The 17,146-nt window shown below is 41.4% G+C and carries 13 protein-coding genes; all 13 read right to left on the reverse strand.

Going from position 1 to position 17,146, the window contains the following annotated elements; all coding sequences use genetic code 11:
* Positions 1-4 precede the first annotated feature (4 nt).
* The gene (locus E0H88_RS07245) at positions 5-3,478 is read right to left on the reverse strand and encodes an Eco57I restriction-modification methylase domain-containing protein (protein WP_171458672.1); all 3,474 of its coding nucleotides are present in this window, start codon (positions 3,476-3,478) and stop codon (positions 5-7) included.
* Positions 3,478-6,942 (reverse strand): BREX system P-loop protein BrxC, encoded by a 3,465-nt coding sequence (gene brxC, locus E0H88_RS07250; RefSeq protein WP_131273640.1) that lies wholly within the window; start codon positions 6,940-6,942, stop codon positions 3,478-3,480. Before brxC ends, E0H88_RS07245 begins: the two co-directional genes overlap by 1 nt.
* A 61-nt stretch (positions 6,943-7,003) precedes the next feature.
* A complete protein-coding gene (locus tag E0H88_RS07255) occupies positions 7,004-7,549 on the reverse strand; it encodes a BREX protein BrxB domain-containing protein (RefSeq protein ID WP_131273641.1) in 546 nt (181 codons plus the stop codon).
* Positions 7,542-8,321: a hypothetical protein gene (locus E0H88_RS07260; RefSeq protein ID WP_131273642.1), complete on the reverse strand. Its 780-nt coding sequence runs from the start codon at positions 8,319-8,321 to the stop codon at positions 7,542-7,544. The genes E0H88_RS07255 and E0H88_RS07260 overlap by 8 nt, the downstream gene beginning before the upstream one ends.
* A 504-nt stretch (positions 8,322-8,825) precedes the next feature.
* Entirely contained in the window at positions 8,826-9,851 is a 1,026-nt protein-coding gene (locus E0H88_RS07265; protein ID WP_131273643.1) for an HNH endonuclease domain-containing protein, read from the reverse strand.
* 20 nt (positions 9,852-9,871) lie between these two features.
* On the reverse strand, positions 9,872-10,459 hold the full coding sequence (locus E0H88_RS07270) for a class I SAM-dependent methyltransferase (protein WP_131273644.1): 588 nt from the start codon (positions 10,457-10,459) through the stop codon (positions 9,872-9,874).
* Positions 10,460-10,531: 72 nt separating this feature from the next.
* Positions 10,532-10,762: a helix-turn-helix transcriptional regulator gene (locus E0H88_RS07275; protein WP_131273645.1), complete on the reverse strand. Its 231-nt coding sequence runs from the start codon at positions 10,760-10,762 to the stop codon at positions 10,532-10,534.
* A 95-nt stretch (positions 10,763-10,857) separates the two neighbouring features.
* Positions 10,858-11,760: a recombination directionality factor gene (locus E0H88_RS07280; protein ID WP_131273646.1), complete on the reverse strand. Its 903-nt coding sequence runs from the start codon at positions 11,758-11,760 to the stop codon at positions 10,858-10,860.
* A gap of 175 nt (positions 11,761-11,935) precedes the next feature.
* A complete protein-coding gene (locus tag E0H88_RS07285; RefSeq protein WP_131273647.1) occupies positions 11,936-13,000 on the reverse strand; it encodes a YqaJ viral recombinase family nuclease in 1,065 nt (354 codons plus the stop codon).
* 149 nt (positions 13,001-13,149) lie between these two features.
* Complete coding sequence (locus E0H88_RS07290) at positions 13,150-14,184, reverse strand: DUF932 domain-containing protein (protein WP_131273648.1); 1,035 nt, start codon at positions 14,182-14,184, stop codon at positions 13,150-13,152.
* Positions 14,185-14,197: 13 nt separating this feature from the next.
* Positions 14,198-14,506: a hypothetical protein gene (locus E0H88_RS07295; protein WP_131273649.1), complete on the reverse strand. Its 309-nt coding sequence runs from the start codon at positions 14,504-14,506 to the stop codon at positions 14,198-14,200.
* Positions 14,507-14,633: 127 nt separating this feature from the next.
* Positions 14,634-15,521, reverse strand: a complete 888-nt coding sequence (locus E0H88_RS07300; RefSeq protein ID WP_165493292.1) for a YagK/YfjJ domain-containing protein — start codon at positions 15,519-15,521, stop codon at positions 14,634-14,636.
* 310 nt (positions 15,522-15,831) lie between these two features.
* Positions 15,832-17,040 carry a hypothetical protein gene (locus tag E0H88_RS07305; protein ID WP_165493293.1) on the reverse strand — a complete coding sequence of 403 codons (1,209 nt, stop codon included), beginning with the start codon at positions 17,038-17,040 and terminating at the stop codon, positions 15,832-15,834.
* Positions 17,041-17,146 lie beyond the last annotated feature (106 nt).

Consider the following 17,146-nt stretch of genomic DNA (forward strand, 5'->3'; position numbering starts at 1 on the left):
GTATTCAATCCCGAGCTTTGCGCTTTTCAGCTAATGTCAGATGATGGTCATTAATCCGATCACCTTGCTTGCCTCCGTACGCAAGACCCAGATCGTACCAAGGTGCAGTTTCTACATCAGCGCCACGATCTTTAGTCCATTTGATATTTGGCTTCCAGCGCAGAATACCAGCGTCTTTTTTGCTGACATCGCGAGCGTTGAGGAATGGGCGAATGTTGAGGCGCACGCCGTCGTTCAAATCAGGCGTCCAGCCAATAGGCTGTTCAGATAACGGTTTCCAACGTACGAAAATATCATAAGGTGCTTCACCTTCAAGGATCGCTTCCAATTCCCTGTTCAGTGCTTCGGCAGCTGCAAGACGTTCTTGCGCACCATCTTCACCATTGGCCATGCCGCTTTGCTGAGTACGAACCCAGTCACCTAGGTAAGTATAGACCAGGCGTTCGAGGCCGGCTTTATCGAGCTTGTGATAGTTGACTAGAGCACTAAAGCCATCTTTTAATCCGTCCCAGATATGCCAAATAAAAGGCCGATGCTGAAACATTTTACAGTGTTGCTCAAAAAACTTGTCGCGAAGCCAGAGATTAAGGGAATGGCTGCCAACAGTTTCTAATAAACGGTTTTTTAGTGGTGTAGTCCAAGCCTCACCATAAGCAGCTTGTAGCAGTGCCTCCAAACGTGTATCTGCTGCCTTTTCACCACGTACAGCAGGCAGACAAACTATACCATCGTCATCCGTATAAGCATCTAGCTCCTTACATCGATCCACCCACTCACGCTGCTCAGCAGCCAATTCCATTTCTGAATCTAATTCTGCTGGCCAGCGATAGCCAAGCAGACGCGCAACAGCGACTTGCAGCACGCTGTCATCAACACGTAGTTCGCCGTGAGCAGTCCATTGGGTTTTTTCATCCCAAATTACCGAACCGCATGGGTAACCGTGGAAGATCCATTGAGTCGGGTCATTGGTATAAGGTTGAGGCAAGCCGTTGGGGTATTGCTCTTCAGCAATTCTAGTCCAATTAAAAAAATCAAAAGGAACTTTAATTATAGTGGCATTAGCAACTGCAACTTTCTGATCAATTTTTCTGACTTCATTTTGAAAGTCACCTGATCTAACAAAAGAACAAAGTGCGGGGAGAGTTTTGGAGTTTATAGTGATTATTGGACATATATTACTGTCAAAAGCCTCTCCTATATACAGGGCACTTGGCAATGAGCTCATTTGTGAAATTGCTAGACCTTTAGTTCCCCATGCAGCAAGACCTTGTCTGCGCGCTAACGCGTATCCATTGTCAACCCAATCAATAATGTACTCAAGTCCCCCATAAAATGTATGTTCACTCACTGTACTTTGCAAAAAAAGCCAGCGAGAGGGAATATCAGCAACTTCCCAATAAGTTCTGCGAAATCTTCCATCATCTCCTGATTTCAGCCCTTGAAAAGACGCTGCTGTGGTAGATAATAAAGCAGCTTCACCTAAATTATCCAAGATAACAGCGGCTCCAGGATTGTTCAGTTGCTCACTTTGCCCTACACTTATTACATAATTATTTAACAACCCCGCAGCTTTTTCGATAATAGTGCGAGATTTAGACACATCTAAGCCATGAATAAGAGCATCTTGCTCATCATTGTGTAGCAAATTCGTCGATTCCCGAACTGTGTTACCACGGCTTAAAGTTAGCAATTGTACATTGAAATCCCACATAGGCGTCTGAAATGCATTCGCGCCTAACCGAGCAATTAAATGCCAACTATCATTGTGCAACAACTTTTCGCGAAACTTGCGGTAGCTGCTCTGGAACAACCAGTTCTGAGGTAAGACAACGCTTGTAGTGCCACCCTGAACGCAATATTCCAGGCAGCGATCGAGAAACACCGTGGCCAAATCATTTTTGCCTTCGGGGTAGTTGGCTTCGCAGTAGTCCTTTAGGGTGTCGTTTTGTTTACCACGTGCTAGATAAGGTACGTTCGTAATTACCCATGTGTATTGTCTTGTCAGCAGCTCAAAAGACTTAGCCAGACCTTGAGCGACAATACCTGCTTCAATGCTCTGACTTAATTCATCTCCAGTGCTTGTTTTTTGTAGTTGTTCATCTATTTTAAAAGCACTCGATAGAGCCTGTTGTAAATCTTCCCATGACACTATTTTTGCTGCATGTGAGCGACGTGGGTTGATTAAACTGCCTAAAACAGGTGCATCTTTAAAGGTCTGAAACAACCAGTCTAGGGCGATCGTCAAGTTTTGTTTACCGGCTGCTGCAGTAATAGCTTTCCATTCATCTTTTGCAGTATGGATTGATATTCCAGAGCATGCCAAGTGCAGTTCTGGTAATGCACGATAGCCACCAGCATTTGGATAACGCCAGGCCTCTAAGGCCAAGGCAAATGCTGCTAACTCCACACAGCGTTGATCCAGCTCTAAACCATGTAGGTTTTCACTGAGCACCCTATCAATTGCTTGCTGTGCTGTCAGATTTTCGACTTGCATACGCATAGGAACCAGCATCAAAAAAGCTGCAACTAAAAAGTGCCCCGAACCACAACAAGGATCCAGCGCTTTGAGTTCACTTAGTTGTTTAGGCCAAGCATCAAAAGTACCTGAAGCCGGTTGCCATTGCTGGTTTTTTTCGTCTTTGACAAAGCGCAGATAGCTCAGTGGTACACCAGGAATGGATGCTTTTTCACGTAGCTCTTGCTCACTACTGGCTTGTTGCCAATCACTTTCACTTAAACACTGCTCAGCCCACCAAGCACCCAAGGCGTTATCGAGCAGAAAACTAACCATGTAGGGTTCAGTAAATAACTGAGTAACTGGTGACAATTCGTCTGCACCAATCTTAACTTCTGACTTATTGACCTCTTCTTTGCGTTTGCTTTGCCAGAACTGATACACCCAGCCAAGACTGTCCTGGGCTTGAAAGATTTCTAAAGCAAGACCGTTTACTAACTGCTCAAGACTACGCTGATGCTCAGGTGCGAATTCCAATTCAAATACTGGGGAGCCAATACGAAAAATTTGCGGTAGCATTTTTGAAGCCAACACACCCGCTAACTCCCACCCACTTTCGCAGCCGCGTTCCAATTCATCACGAGCAAGATCAGCTTCTTGTACCAATTCATTACAATCAGCCAATGTAAGCGAGGTATGCTCATCATACATGAGCAAATTATTTTGTTCCAAAAACCGTGCAAATAACATGCGATGCCAGTGCTCATAAGCAACTTCGGTAACTAACTTATGAATGGATTGCTTACCATTTGTATTTTTGTTATCACCAAGCTGACGTCCATGAGCACGAAGGCGTTTACGTAATTTACGCTGTTCATCACTGAGGTAATCAGCTGATTTTGCATCACCAATACTGAGTTGTGTAAGAGCTTGAGTAGCAGCTTTTTCCGCAATATCGCGAGCTTTAATCACATTCGCTTCTAACGTACGACGAAGGGCTTTATCGAGAGGTTGTCTAATCATCAGAAAGTCACCGGTCCATCGTTAAGTTTTTCAAGCACCTGCTTTTTGACCTCAATCAGCCAAGTATCGATATCAGCTTCTGTTTCAAAGGTTCTTCTCGGTAAGCTGATGCGTTGTAGTTTAGGCTGAAGAAGTTGTACTGCTTCCATACGAGCACTATCGAATTTGCTCGCCAGTGATTCGATGCGATCAGTCCATTGTTCTAAACTTACGTTATCGATGCTGTCGATAATAGCATCAGCATCATTGAGTAAAGGCTGTTCCAACTTAAGCAGTTTACGTTTGTCGAGAATTTCATTTTGCTTCTCCTCGCTTAATTGTTGCCAATGACTATCCGCTTTTAATTGAGCCATACACTCATCGTAGCGTGTAAGGTAACTCTTCACACGAAACTGTATGGCATCCCGCAGTTTATCAACCAACTGTTGTGTTAAACCAGTTAACGGGTTTGGCTCATCTAGCAGCGAGCGCTGACTGATAATGGCATCTACTTCAGTTTGAATAGCAGCTTGGAAAGATAAGTTACGACTAAAGTCCAGGAGATCTTTCAGCCTTAACCATTCGCGTTGGCGTACTTCAATTCTTTGGGCTATGTCGGTCCAATCTTTAATTGCTGCCTTAATAGCATCTTGCTCATCTAGCGCATGCTTGAGTTGTGCATTTCCAGCATAACGCGCGAGTTCATCAAATATTCGGCTATCAGGAATTTCCGGCATTGGGGCATCACCACCAGCTTTCTTTGCTAAATCACGTCCCTTTTGGGCTAGCAAAGGTAACTTGGCACTTTCTTCGTTTGGTTGACATTCAATACCACTGCTCGCAAGTACACTTCGTATTTTGATCAGATCTACTGGACGAATGATAATACTTTCTGGCTTAAAAGTAGTTTGAGTGATTTGTTTACGCTCTAACGTAGTCGCAGTGACTGAGTTATTACGGCCGTCATTAGCAATAAGGAGGTTTGTAGCTAACAATGCGGCGATACCACCATCAATAGCGTCCTGTGGCCAGCCATAAGGAGCTGCTAAAAAGTGGTCACGAATTTCACTACCTTTTTTTCCTACACCGATGTAACGTAGGATCGCAGCGCATACAGGGTGTTTTTCGACTTCCCCAGTATGGCTTACTGCTTCCAATGCATTTTGACCGCCATCTTTGCTAGCACGATCATAAACTTTACCCCAGCCAGTATTATCAGCAGCATCAAATTCACGATAAAGGCGAATCAAAGATGATTCTGCAGCAGCTTTCACCCGATCAGTAATGGTATTACCGTCTACTTCATTTCCACCTGCCTGTAGTACTTGCACACCATCAAATATTTCTCGCAATAACGTCTGAACTTGTTTTTGTGCCTCGCGGTGGCGAGTGTCCATTGCAATACGTGCATCTTTTCCCGCATCAGTATTTGGAATACCACGTTGTTCTAAAGTGGCGTCAGCAGCTTTTTCAGCAATAATTGCATTGGTTAGTTCAGATCGATTACGTGCTGGCACGAATACAAAAATAGTTGGTTCACTAGGTTCACGACTACGAGCATCAGCCAGAAAGCTCCTTTCATCAATACTCCAGCCATCTTGTACCCAAACATAAATTTTCTCATTAGCATCTTTGGGAAGCTCAGAGTCAAAAGTAGAGATGACCTGGCGTGACTCCTTACACTTGCCTTGAGTTATGCGTACCTTGGCGATTTGACTGCGCATTTCTTTATGCAGTAGATCTACACGGATATTGTCAACGCGCTGCATATTACCACGCAAGTCGGCCTCTTCCTGACGCAACGTGGCGTACCACTGAGCACTCTCTTGGGTCTGTAAACGAAACTCAGTACCAATAGTGGTCTGCATCGGCATAACCAACCCTTCGTCGGCTAATACCTGTAGCAATTTTGGCACACGAGTACGGATGGAGTCCTTACCATCGTTAAGGTTGTCAATCAATAAGTCCGCTAGCATATCGGCAGTAGCACGTACTCCACAGTCAGCGTTTAGATCAGTTGGTAATTTACCAATCAGCAATACTAGACTGAGGATACGAGATTTTAGTTGGTCGTCTGCATCACCAGCAGAAAGACGGCTAATCGTTTCAGCAATTTCTTTAGAAATAACGCCAGTTTGCTGTAAATTGATCGCGATTTGGTTATAGATGAAATCTGCTGGCACAACATTACCAAGTGGCTGATTGGCTGTGGCTTGAGCTGCTTCATGAATAACCTTAAGTTGGTTACGAAGTTGCGATACAGTACCGGTGGTATCAACGATACGTAGTACTTTCTCCCAGAAGCGGCGGCGAACTGGTAGCAAAGGATAGTCAGCTACCATCACCTGTTCGTCATCCTGATGATATTCAATTTTGGTGCCGCGCAACTGACGCGAAATCTCCCCAAGATGGGATTGTAGTACTTGATCTACTATAGGTTTAGCAGATACTTTCTTCTGTAGAATGACTTTTCGGATTACTGAATCTACATCAGTATCAGATAATTGAATTGGGATTTGGAAGCGACCCAGCAAACGTTGTAAGTTAGGCATGCCAGATAAAGCACTTTGACCCGTTGCAACAAAAAGAAGTTTATTTTGGAAGATTGAATGCTTACAACAAGTTTCCACCACCTCTTGTACTTGGTGTGCTTTGTCTGTATCTGAACCCACATATTGTTGCACTTCGTCAAGCACTACTAAGGTAAGCGGGAACTGGCCTTTCGATGCTAAAGCATCGTTAATAGCATCAACCATTTGTTGGTTTGTTACATCCTGCACGTTAGGATACTGCTCACGCAGTAGTTTACGTACCTCCTTAATATCGCTACCCAGGGTACTGTCTATTTCAAGTAATGCCCTGGCAATACTGTGTGAAACATAGAGATCTTCCAGTTCGTCATTCCAATTACCATCATCGGCTTCAACTTTTGCTTTGACTTGTTCGAAGATACCCTGCTTTTTTAACCAGAGTACAAAGCGAGCCTGATGATATTGCTCAGGTAAAGCCGCAGACTTAAAAATAATGTTAAGTAATGCTAAACGTACGTTGTTATTAGCACCCGAACCCAAAGTACCTGAAGCTGCATGCAGACCACCATGGCGGTTAGCTGCATTACTCAACTCTTTAAGAAGATCTTTGATTTCTTGCGGTAAGTCGGCAATATCTCGGGCAAAGGTACCTTCACTGAAAGGTTGATTGATCCACAATGCACGTAACATTTTGGCTAAATGCGATTTACCAGAACCAAAGAAGCCAGAAATCCACACGCCAGGCTGTTCATGTTGGCTACTTAAATTGCGCAGATAGGTAGAAAGTATTTTTTCGAAACCAGCTTGATACTGTCCATCGCATACGAAGGTTTTTAACTCGTAATGTAAGGTCTTTAGTGCCTGATCGGACTGGTCATCTTTTACTTCTGCAACACCGTTATTTTCAAGGTGGTTATCTTGAGGATCAAGTTGGTAAATTTCGCGATTTAACATTCTTCATGGATTCCTTTGCGCATTTTGAGTCAAGCGGGGCTGTATTATTTTTTAGACGCTTTTAAGTATCAGCGGTTATTGCAGTAGCCTGATATCCCCAACCGTCTCTAGCATCGAGAAGCCGATAGCTATTGTTAATATACTCACCAGGAAATAGCACCAGTAGACGTCCTGGAATATATTCAGCTAACTGTTTAACAAAATCTGAAACTGAGGCGAAACCAAATAGTGTTCCACAGCCAATCAGTACAACAACAGTCTTTTCATCAGCTTGGTTGGTAATGAGCTCAGCCAAACCTTCGACTGACTGTCGGACAAATGTTTTATATTTAGGTACAAGAGCTTCTGGATCTTCAAAATAGTCCTCGCGATATTTTTGTTTCGCCATCCATTCAGGAAATAGGCGAGTAATATCTAATTCTAGCCACGGATGATTAGCACTCTCTGTTGCCAAACGGAACTCTTCAACACGGGCACGCAGTTTGAGCTCATCTTCTTTATGGTAAACGGCAAATAACACTCGTTGCTCGTTGGCCAAGCCCTTCATCCAAGGAAGGCTGATGTAATTAGTATAATTTTTGATAAGTCGGTTTAGTCGGTTACTCATACAACCATAACTCCTCTTCTTTATTTAAATAGTCAGGAAAATTTATCTCCACCACCTCACTAGAGTGCTTGAAGTTTATCAGTCCGCTATAGCTAGCTTGACGGGCTAGCTCTAACAGTCGTTCCTGACGGCAGTCGAGTAGGTTTAACCATTCGTTTGTAAATAGTCTATTGCCGGTTGCACCCTGCAAGTAACCTAGAAATAAGGCAAATACAACATTTACCGGACGCACGTTGGGCTCTTTACGGTACTTTTTAGTACGACCTTCTAAAAAACCTGCATTAGTCCAAGTGCCATTGACATTTTGTGCGAGTGATTTAAGCATCGCTTTACTGTATCGACCTGGACACTGTTCATCTACTGCTTGTTCCATATCTTCGCGCGGGAGCCATTGACCAGGTGCAAGCGATAAGATTTTTTCTTGGGACAAACGTAGCAGTGGATCTCGAGTCAATGCCATTTGACAAGCTAACAGTGGTCTTGCTGACTCATCACTTTCCCACAATTGGCGAAATATACGAAAAAGAGGTGTACTAGTATCCATACCATACAGATCGATAAGATGGCGCCAGGTTAGCTTCCGTGCCTTCTCAGTCGGCTTATGTAGCACATTGAAGAGCTCTATATCTTCCTGATACTCGGCAAGAGTTGCATCAACACTGCGACCATTAAATAGTTCAGTAATTTCTGCCAGCATCATAGTGCGGGCGGAATGAGCACCGTTACGGCCAAACTTAAAGCCAAATTTTTGTTGAGTTTCTTGTGTAATCATGACTTAAGGCTCAAATTAAGTTTGGAAGGCAAGTAGGTTAAAAAAACCAAGCTAACCAATACGAACACCCCAACTAGATGTTTTACCGAATCGCACTGGATAAAGTACAATAATACCCTAAAGTAGTGTTTGTAATTTCAACGACTTTACTTGGATCATTTTTATGAAATTCCAAATAAGTAGAGAATAAATAAAGTATTTTACCTAAAATTAAAAAAATATGCATCTAAGGATAACATGAAAAAGACATGATATTATGGTTATCAAATCACTTCACCAACCATACAATCAGAACTCATACTTAAAACCACAACTCTAGATCTTTAATAATATGATCTTATATTGAGCAGCTAGAAAAGTGGTGGTTCACCGGATGCTTACCTTAGAAGGTGAGTAATGAAATATGATCTATACATATTTCACTCCTTTTCAAACTCTACAACAGATGGAAAGAAATGGCTCAGGTATTTCTTAAATTAAATCCTTAAAAACAGAGCTACTCAATTACAAAACTGCATTACCTTGAGCAAATGGTCGCCACTTATGCTGCATACCCAGATGTAACGTCGCGCAGTTATACGTATCTTGCAGAAAACCTCGCCTTGTGGGTTCAGTAAATCCGGTCTGCGCAATCAGTGTTTCACGTAACGGATGATGACTGGTAATCAAATACTCATTCCACTTATGCAGTCTTTCCAACAAATTCACTGAAGGTAAACGATCAAATTTTCCTTGCTGCCCTCGATTACATTCAGGACAGGCCAAAACCAAATTAGCCACACCATTAATTGGCTTTTGAATATCACACTCACGAAGCCTATGTGGAAAGAAATGATCCACATCGGCTGAATGCTCTTGAAGTTGTTCTATCGTGATCGGAGCAAAGCAATAAAAACAACGGCTTTTCTGGTAACCATTTAAAGCTGACTTTGCAGATGTCACGTTCACTCTTCTGATTTTATTATCGGCAACTAAAATTCCGCGATCATCATGCTGTATCTGGACCAAATGCTTTGGCAAATTCATATCCCACGCTGTTTCGACTAAACGCCACCTTGCCTCAGTTTCATTAATTAAATCTTGCGAATTTTGTGCTTCGAATAGCTGGAATACTTCATCCGTGAGGATAATGCCTTTATGTGTTTTACGGGCGTCCATAAAAAAGCGTTTAGGTAATTCTTGTTGATGCACGTTATGAAAAGCATCGATGACATTCACAAAACCAAACTGTACAGTCTTTTCAATTAAAGTCTGTTGGTCTATTTCACCGGAGTTAAATGTACGACAAAAATCTAAAAATTTACTTGAACTCGATGTTGCCTGCTTATCAACTAATTTTAAATGCTCACAGATATGTCGGCTGAAAGGTTCAGCTAATTGATCTAGTGTAACAATCGTATTGCCCTCAGCTTTTAAGTCATAGAGTGATTTCGCCAATGCAAACTTATAGGATGCAACATTACGACCAAATAAAATAATGGCACGCCAATAGTTCTCTAGAGATGGTTCAATTTCGTAAAAACCAGACATATTAACCTTTTCTGTAAAAATTATTGATCATGCTTTTTTAATATAATATTCAGCCATTTCTCTGTCCGATCCGGCCTTTTATCAATTGTGATCCACCGTTGGACTAAGCTGATATTCTTAAATTGATTCAGCAATTCTTCGGCCTGGTGTTCATTCAAATCGGTAAAATGCCGACCATCCTTCTCTCGATCCAAATCTCCATGTTTAAAAGACATATAGATCACACCATGTGGCTTCAATGCACGAAGCATATTTTGCAGAACTTCAACTAAACGACTACGCTCACAATGCAATAATGATGCACACGCCCAAATTCCATCATAAGCTTGATCAGCATCAATCTCATAAAAGCTCTGTAACCTCACAGGAATACCTGTAAGCTGAGTTGCTTTTTTGACGAGTTCTTCTGAATAGTCTATTGCATCGACCTGATAGCCTTTATTTTTAAAAGCCAGAGTATCTCGTCCTGAGCCACAGCCAACGTCAAGAATCCGAGCACCTTCCTGCAGCTCAACTAGAAATGGCTGATATAGGCTTTCCATATCAACTTCAAACGTTGAAGCTGTAAATTCTTCTGCATGCTTATTGTAGTAGTCTATTGTTTTCATTACGGACACTTAGGCTAAAAGACATTTTCAGTCTACAAGAAAACAAAAAAATAAGGGAGCTAAGAGCATCCCTTATTCTCGACTCGCCAACTTACGTTCAATCCATTGATGGATCTCATAAGCTGACCAGCCGATACGATTTTGAGTAATTTTAACTTTCTTTGGAAAGGTTGGATCATAGTAAGGTGAGTCCTCATCCATCATCTCGTAGATGGTAGAACGTCCCACACCGACAAATTCTATGACCTGCTTAATGCTGATGAGTTGATTCATTTGAAATGTTTGACCGATAAACGCATTCATGAGGCTAGCTCCTAATCATTGATGCGAGCGGCTATTCGCTCAAATAATAGAGCTGGTCTGTAAAATTTAACGTTAGCTATCTTCTCTCCTCTCGCTTAATTCACAGCTCTTACACTCTGCTGCAGCACCTGCTGAATATCCTGTACAAATCCTTCAGGTGAAGCTTGTTGCTCCACTGCCCGGTTTTGTTCCTGTTCAGGGTAGTATTCTTCCAGCACATCTAACCCTTCCTCTATATCCGTTTCAAATCGCGCATTCGCAAAACCCTTCCTTGCCGTAAAGTCCAAAGCCTCCTGATAAAACCCTGCCTGCTTGCTCTGTTCATCAATTTGCTTGGCTTGAGTAATGGCATCATTCAGACTAATGCCCTCCCGTAAAGTCAGATCCACGTAATACACCGGCTGACGATAGCTTTGAGTAGTGCTTTTGCCTCTTAAAGTGAGTTGCAAAGGCAAGCAAGACAATAAGCCTCCTGAAGCTGCATGGTAATAACTCAGCCGTGCAGCCAAAGTCCGAATACTGTTAAAGCTCGTAGTTCTAAAGATGAAGGTGCCAAACTCATCCGAGTCATCCAGGTTCACATGTAAACGTCCATAAGGTTTACAGTTGCCGCCTTGTGCCAGAGAACATAAATCTGGCGATGGACAGGGATGTTGCTCTACACCTTGATTGGTTAATCGCTGGCATGTTTCACCGTTGCCGACACAGACTGGCCGTCCAGTCTGACGGTCAAATAGGCTGTATTCTGCACGTAGGTTTAAGTCAGGATCATTGAAGATCATTCTGACGGGGATTGAACGCAGCTTTTGATTCGGCGTATTGGCTCGAAGCTGTTCATCCAGTGGATGTTTTACCCAGCCATTCTCCTTGCTTTGGATTTGGGACGTAATGGTGAACTGATCGTCTTTTTCAGGTAGGCGTTTTCCATTCTTTTCTACTACCCGACCAATACTAATACGCCCTAGAGCTGGTGGTGTAATCGCTAAACCTTTAATCATTTTATTTTCCTCAATTTGATTTTGTACAGATCATCCAGCTTTATGCAGATCACCTGATTCAAGAAATATGTATATAGCTCGCTACAAAAGCCGCGACCGTTTGCCCTCTATTCCTAGCGAATAGAGGGCAGGCAGCGTTTTTTGCGCCTCGCTAATTGAATGGGCTGAAACAGGCTTAGTCGGTATAGATGTTGAATCGACGACTACCCTGCTTTTGAAGTGGATAAAGCTCGATGAGTTCAGGCTGATGCTGAAGTAATGCTTTGGTATTCAGACTGATGGAATCCTTAGCTTTTTTCCAGACCACCGAGCCATGAGCAAAGGTGGCTCGTTCAGCATCTTTCATCAGCATTTGGATGTGATGCTTCAGCTGGTCAAAGCGTTCCTGCTTATGCTGAATCTCTTCTTTCATTTTGATGAGTTGATCAAACATCAAATTGGCATTTTCATTTTGAGAAAGATCTTCAACGCTCAGCGGTACATGCGCTGGATAGAGTTTCAGAATGGCTTTGGCTGCGGATTCACTGGCATCGACTGATGGCGGAGTATCCGTTTCCACACATTCCCAGAAATATCGTTCTGCTTTAACAATATGCTCAATCACGGATTCAGACCGTGTCACTTTGAAGATCTTGGTTTCATGCCCACAGATCAGAACACAGACATGTGCAGCCTGTTTGCCTGTTACCGCAAGTTGGTGTTGCACCTGACAGAGTACGTATAAAGGCACACCATCTCGCCAGAGTTTGGCACCATGTTCACCAGCAGTCTTACACTCCAGGATCTGGACGTCATCGCTACCCACCACCGCATAATCCAGATTTGCCAACATAAAGGCTTTGTCTGGGTCGGGATGCTGAAGCACGGCATTCACTCGTCTCACTTTATTATTAGTGTGCAGGCTGTAGTACTCAGCCACCAATGGCTCTAACTGTTTGCCCCAATACAGCGGTGCAACGCCTGAGCTGTCATCATCAACGTTCTGCTGAGTTCGACCAGTCTTGATCATCCACAGTTCCAGCATTGACATGTAGGGATTCAATCCACATGCGGTTGCGGCATCACTACTGCCAATGCCTTGCTTACGCACTTCTAGCCATTCCTGGTAATCCATGTTTTTGGTATTGGCTAAACGTTTGGCTGTCGCTGTTCGTTTAGCTGCGGTATTTGATTCATTCATCTCATTCGTAATCGGGAAATGAGGGCTTTGAGGGGTATTTATCGGTGCAATCTGATTCATGCTCTGATCCTTATAAATATTGAGTTCTGTAAAATTTTCGGCATAAAAAAAGCCACATCTGGAGATGTGGCAAAAGGGGGTTTTCACTGGAGAAGGATCATCTGCATGACCCTTGAACATTATTGTAATAACACTGGCTTAAATGAAAATTAAACCACTAAGCGAAGCGCCTGTTCTAGTCCACGCTGCTTTAACGCAGCACCAGCACCAAACCAGGCTGAATCGAGGCGATGATCCGTACTCATGGCACGACGTTCATGATCGGCAAACTCGGTGATTGAACACAGCAAACCATAGGCAGTATCTTTGGTTGAGCTGAGTTCTGCACCACGACCTTGTCCATTAAACATGTCCATGACTTTAGCCATGGCACGTCCATTCGGTTCAGGCTTTTCTTTGACTGGAGTTGGAGTAGCGATATTGCGATAGAATTGAATGATGTTCTCCTCCTGATCGGCAGCACTCATGCTGGTATTGTTAAACACTGCATCAAAATAGGCAGCCGCTTCTCCTTGGGTCACTTTACGCTGAGTCAGCTGTTTCATCTCATACATATGCTCATCCCAGGCACGGACTGAGATGCCCAATTGCTGCTTAACCTTGTCAGCATCAAACTTGGTACTGTGCGGGACTTTGACTACACCTGCACTAATGTTTTGTCCACGTAAGGCAATCGCTAAGGTGTTATTACACACCACACGGATATTGGTGAATTGTGCGGTGGTGGCTAAGGTTCCATCACAAGCGGTTGCCAGTAAAATATAACCATTACTGACATCCTTGCCTTTTAAAGCCGTGCTTTGTCCAGTACGTGCCAATGCCCAGAACTTCTTACCGCCTTTAAGGACACCTGCGGTTTCTAATTCAAAACCAGATTGTTCAGTCAGATCCCGATAGAACTCAAGAATCTCCATTGGTTGTACTTCCTGGTAACGCTGACTGACCACAGACAAGGGGGCATGAGTATCGGAACGATACAGTACTCGCTGTTCTTCATACGGCATGATGATGCTCTGCCCACGTTCATTCTGTGCCATGTAACTTACATTCGAGGATTCGATGCGCCAATCCATACCTGCTTGCTGGGCCCAGATTTCAATCGGCTGATTTTGAGTGAGTTGATTACCTAAGCCATGCCAAGGGGTATCACCGACGTAAGCCATTTGTTCAAGTTGATGTGCCATAGTTAGTCTCCTTTTAATATCCGTTATAGACTTGAGGGGATTGACGTAAATTGGCATCAAAATGGTTTTTACATGAATGGCAATAGTACATAGGCTGATTAGTTTCATCATTCATTAACACCTTAAACACCCCGCTAATAACGATCCCTGCAATTGCCCCAATAACTGGGGGTAGATTGGTTGAACGAATTAGGTTTACCCCTAATGCTGACATTGTGGCAGGAGAAGTCAGTAAAGTTGGAACATCGGATACTGCTGGCACTCGTGACTTGATCTCAATCAAGCTGATCTGACTAGAATTACAAGATGGGCATTGTTTCATAATATATAGCTCCAAATAACGAAAAAGCCTGCTTTTGAAGGCAGGCTTAAAATTCATTGATTTAATAGCTCAAAGTAAAAGAGCCATGACATTCATAGTGATGTTATATATTTGAAATAATTTAGCTTTAGATTCCTCTTCTCCAGCCAACATTAAATTGACCTGTCCCAAATGTTTTCATTTTAGGTAATTTGACTTTTAAAAATTGATTGGTTTTCTCAGGATTCACGAGATACATTGCCGCATTGATTGCATTAGCTACTTCCCTGGCATTATTACGATGAATCATTCCCACTCCCAAAGAACCAACATCTCTAAATTTGGCTTTATAATCCGGATAGTTGGATGTAAAAAAAGTCCCTTTTCCATTGAGAAGCTTCTGCCAACACTTACCCACTTCTAAACCTAAGTAGCAGTCATTTTGATGCTTGTGACCATCGTAGATCAGTAGTAAATGGCTGTGGTATCCTCGCTGCTCGCCTTGCTCTACTGCCCAGGCATATCCCTGTAAATCAGAAAAACAACCATCCTTATTGGATATTCTATTTCTCAAGGTTTTCATATATTGAGCATATTCAACCATTGATACGTCTATTGCTCCCTCCTCATCAAAATAAAGATCAACTCTCACAAAAAGCAATTTTGCATAATGCTGTGTAAGTTGATTTACATATTCTTTTAAAGACTCACGGTTCAAGATTTCCTGTCTTTTTAACTTTTCTGTATCTGCCTTCAGCGCAGATCCTTGGTCCTTTATAATCCCAATAAGAGCTTTAGTTAAATTATCATCTAAGTATATAATTAAATTATAATTTATACCAAACCCATCTACTTCTAACCTCCTATCAATTAAAGCAACTATATCAGAAAATATTCGAATAGATAGGCAATAAGATAGTCTTGGCTTATCATGAAATTTAAAGGGTACAATTAATTCAGATAGAGTTTTCCTGAACTCTTTTAACAAAATCCCTTGGTAAGGGATTTTTCTTATAAAAAGATCAATTTGAGTCATCACATAGGACTCATTGTAAAATAATGAAGTATCAAACATGCTCATCACGCTTAGGTTATTAATCATACCTAAGCATGCTATGTATTTTTTTATGAGCTTCTTATCTATCACTGCTAGCCATAAGCAGTGAGACCAGTTCAATGGTAAATCTCTATGTAAGGAAATGAATAGATTAGATATTTTTAAATTCTTATTAGATATATTAAATAAATATTAAATATAATTATAAAAACCCATTAAGAGAATAGCTCAAGAACATGGGGTGGCTAACGATCATAAGAAAGACAATCCAGCCCACCCTTGTCATTCATCATTTTTTTGAAGCTAAAGTTAACTTATTCTTTTTCGACTTTGATCGAAAGGTTAAACTCAACTCTCGTTCAGATACTTTCTCAGTTTTTAGGCTATTCAATAAATTCTTTAGCTCTACTGGATAGTAGAATTTTTCAGATTTTGTAATATAGCCCACTGCTCTTTCCTTAAAAGCTTCCCTTTCCTTCACATTACTCTTTTTAATATGACAATACGGTTTCTTAAATTTTGCTGGTGCTACCGCAATAGGAGCATGATGACATAGGCCATGACCAAATGTAATTTTCTCACACCAATAGAAATTTATTTCATGTTGAAGAGCATTCATATCACCTAGCTCAGAAGTAGGAAAAATGAATATAATACGAAAATATAGTCCATATTTAATAACCGACCATTCCCATTTCCCGATATAACCTACCATCCTACTCAAAGGGTCTACATTTCGCGCATTGTTTAAAAATTTGTCTTTAAACTCTGCTAAATTTATACATGGACTATCTGCTTCAAAGATAGCTGCATTCCCTAAAGTTGTTGTATTTAATCCCTTAGCACCTAAACTCAACTCTACGCAAACAAATGATAAATCTCCATATTTATCGAAAATTTCATCTATATAGTTGTTATAGTCACGAAATTTTGTATTTGTTTTCTTAATTAAAACTTTTAACTTTTTTTCATGCTCTACCTTCGTTAAGGTTGATCTTAAAGTATTTACAAATAAGTTTATATTTTCTTTAGTGGAATTTGAAAGCTTATCATCAGTGAGCAAATGTGTAGGAGTATTTCCATAGAAATCCACTTGCTCTCTTATCCATATAGCCGTTTTATGTTCCGAATTTTGTGCATACAATACATTTACAAACATTTGTAAATTTATACTGTAGCGTTGATAGTCATAAAAAAGAACTTGCCTATTTCCGCAAGAATACTCAAAAAAATCATAAGGAATAAATACACTAGATAGGTTTGTACAACGAAATTCGAAATTGTTATCTCTTCTTGAAGGTGCTCTCCGAAACAAGTCACTCTTGTAATGTAGGATGTAAGCTATGAATACTTCAATTTTTTCAGCTTTTTGAAAATTTTCAGCACTTGCACCTGGCAAATATCTTGTACTCCTAGTGTCGTAGAAATGCATATTTTGATGCAACTCACGCATAATCATTTTTATTTCATCAACTAAAATATCTAGCTTAACCCTCAAAATAACCACCAATTCAATAAGATAAGTATTAAATAATAAATTTATAAACCGTATATTTGTATAATATAGATAAATTAATGTTTATTAATACCTTATTTTTTTAATA

It is taken from the genome of Acinetobacter sp. ANC 4216 (assembly GCF_004331195.1).
In the GTDB taxonomy this organism is placed as follows: Bacteria; Pseudomonadota; Gammaproteobacteria; order Pseudomonadales; family Moraxellaceae; genus Acinetobacter; species Acinetobacter kookii.

Excerpts from the sequence above, each read along its gene's own strand:
- E0H88_RS07285 (WP_131273647.1), bottom strand. The coding sequence starts at position 13,000 with ATGAATCAGATTGCACCGATAAATACCCCTCAAAGCCCTCATTTCCCG.
- E0H88_RS07245 (WP_171458672.1), bottom strand. The coding sequence starts at position 3,478 with ATGATTAGACAACCTCTCGATAAAGCCCTTCGTCGTACGTTAGAAGCG.
- E0H88_RS07295 (WP_131273649.1), bottom strand. The coding sequence starts at position 14,506 with ATGAAACAATGCCCATCTTGTAATTCTAGTCAGATCAGCTTGATTGAG.
- E0H88_RS07270 (WP_131273644.1), bottom strand. The coding sequence starts at position 10,459 with ATGAAAACAATAGACTACTACAATAAGCATGCAGAAGAATTTACAGCT.
- E0H88_RS07260 (WP_131273642.1), bottom strand. The coding sequence starts at position 8,321 with ATGATTACACAAGAAACTCAACAAAAATTTGGCTTTAAGTTTGGCCGT.
- E0H88_RS07265 (WP_131273643.1), bottom strand. The coding sequence starts at position 9,851 with ATGTCTGGTTTTTACGAAATTGAACCATCTCTAGAGAACTATTGGCGT.
- E0H88_RS07280 (WP_131273646.1), bottom strand. The coding sequence starts at position 11,760 with ATGATTAAAGGTTTAGCGATTACACCACCAGCTCTAGGGCGTATTAGT.
- E0H88_RS07275 (WP_131273645.1), bottom strand. The coding sequence starts at position 10,762 with ATGAATGCGTTTATCGGTCAAACATTTCAAATGAATCAACTCATCAGC.
- E0H88_RS07290 (WP_131273648.1), bottom strand. The coding sequence starts at position 14,184 with ATGGCACATCAACTTGAACAAATGGCTTACGTCGGTGATACCCCTTGG.
- E0H88_RS07255 (WP_131273641.1), bottom strand. The coding sequence starts at position 7,549 with ATGAGTAACCGACTAAACCGACTTATCAAAAATTATACTAATTACATC.
- brxC (WP_131273640.1), bottom strand. The coding sequence starts at position 6,942 with ATGTTAAATCGCGAAATTTACCAACTTGATCCTCAAGATAACCACCTT.
- E0H88_RS07300 (WP_165493292.1), bottom strand. The coding sequence starts at position 15,521 with ATGACTCAAATTGATCTTTTTATAAGAAAAATCCCTTACCAAGGGATT.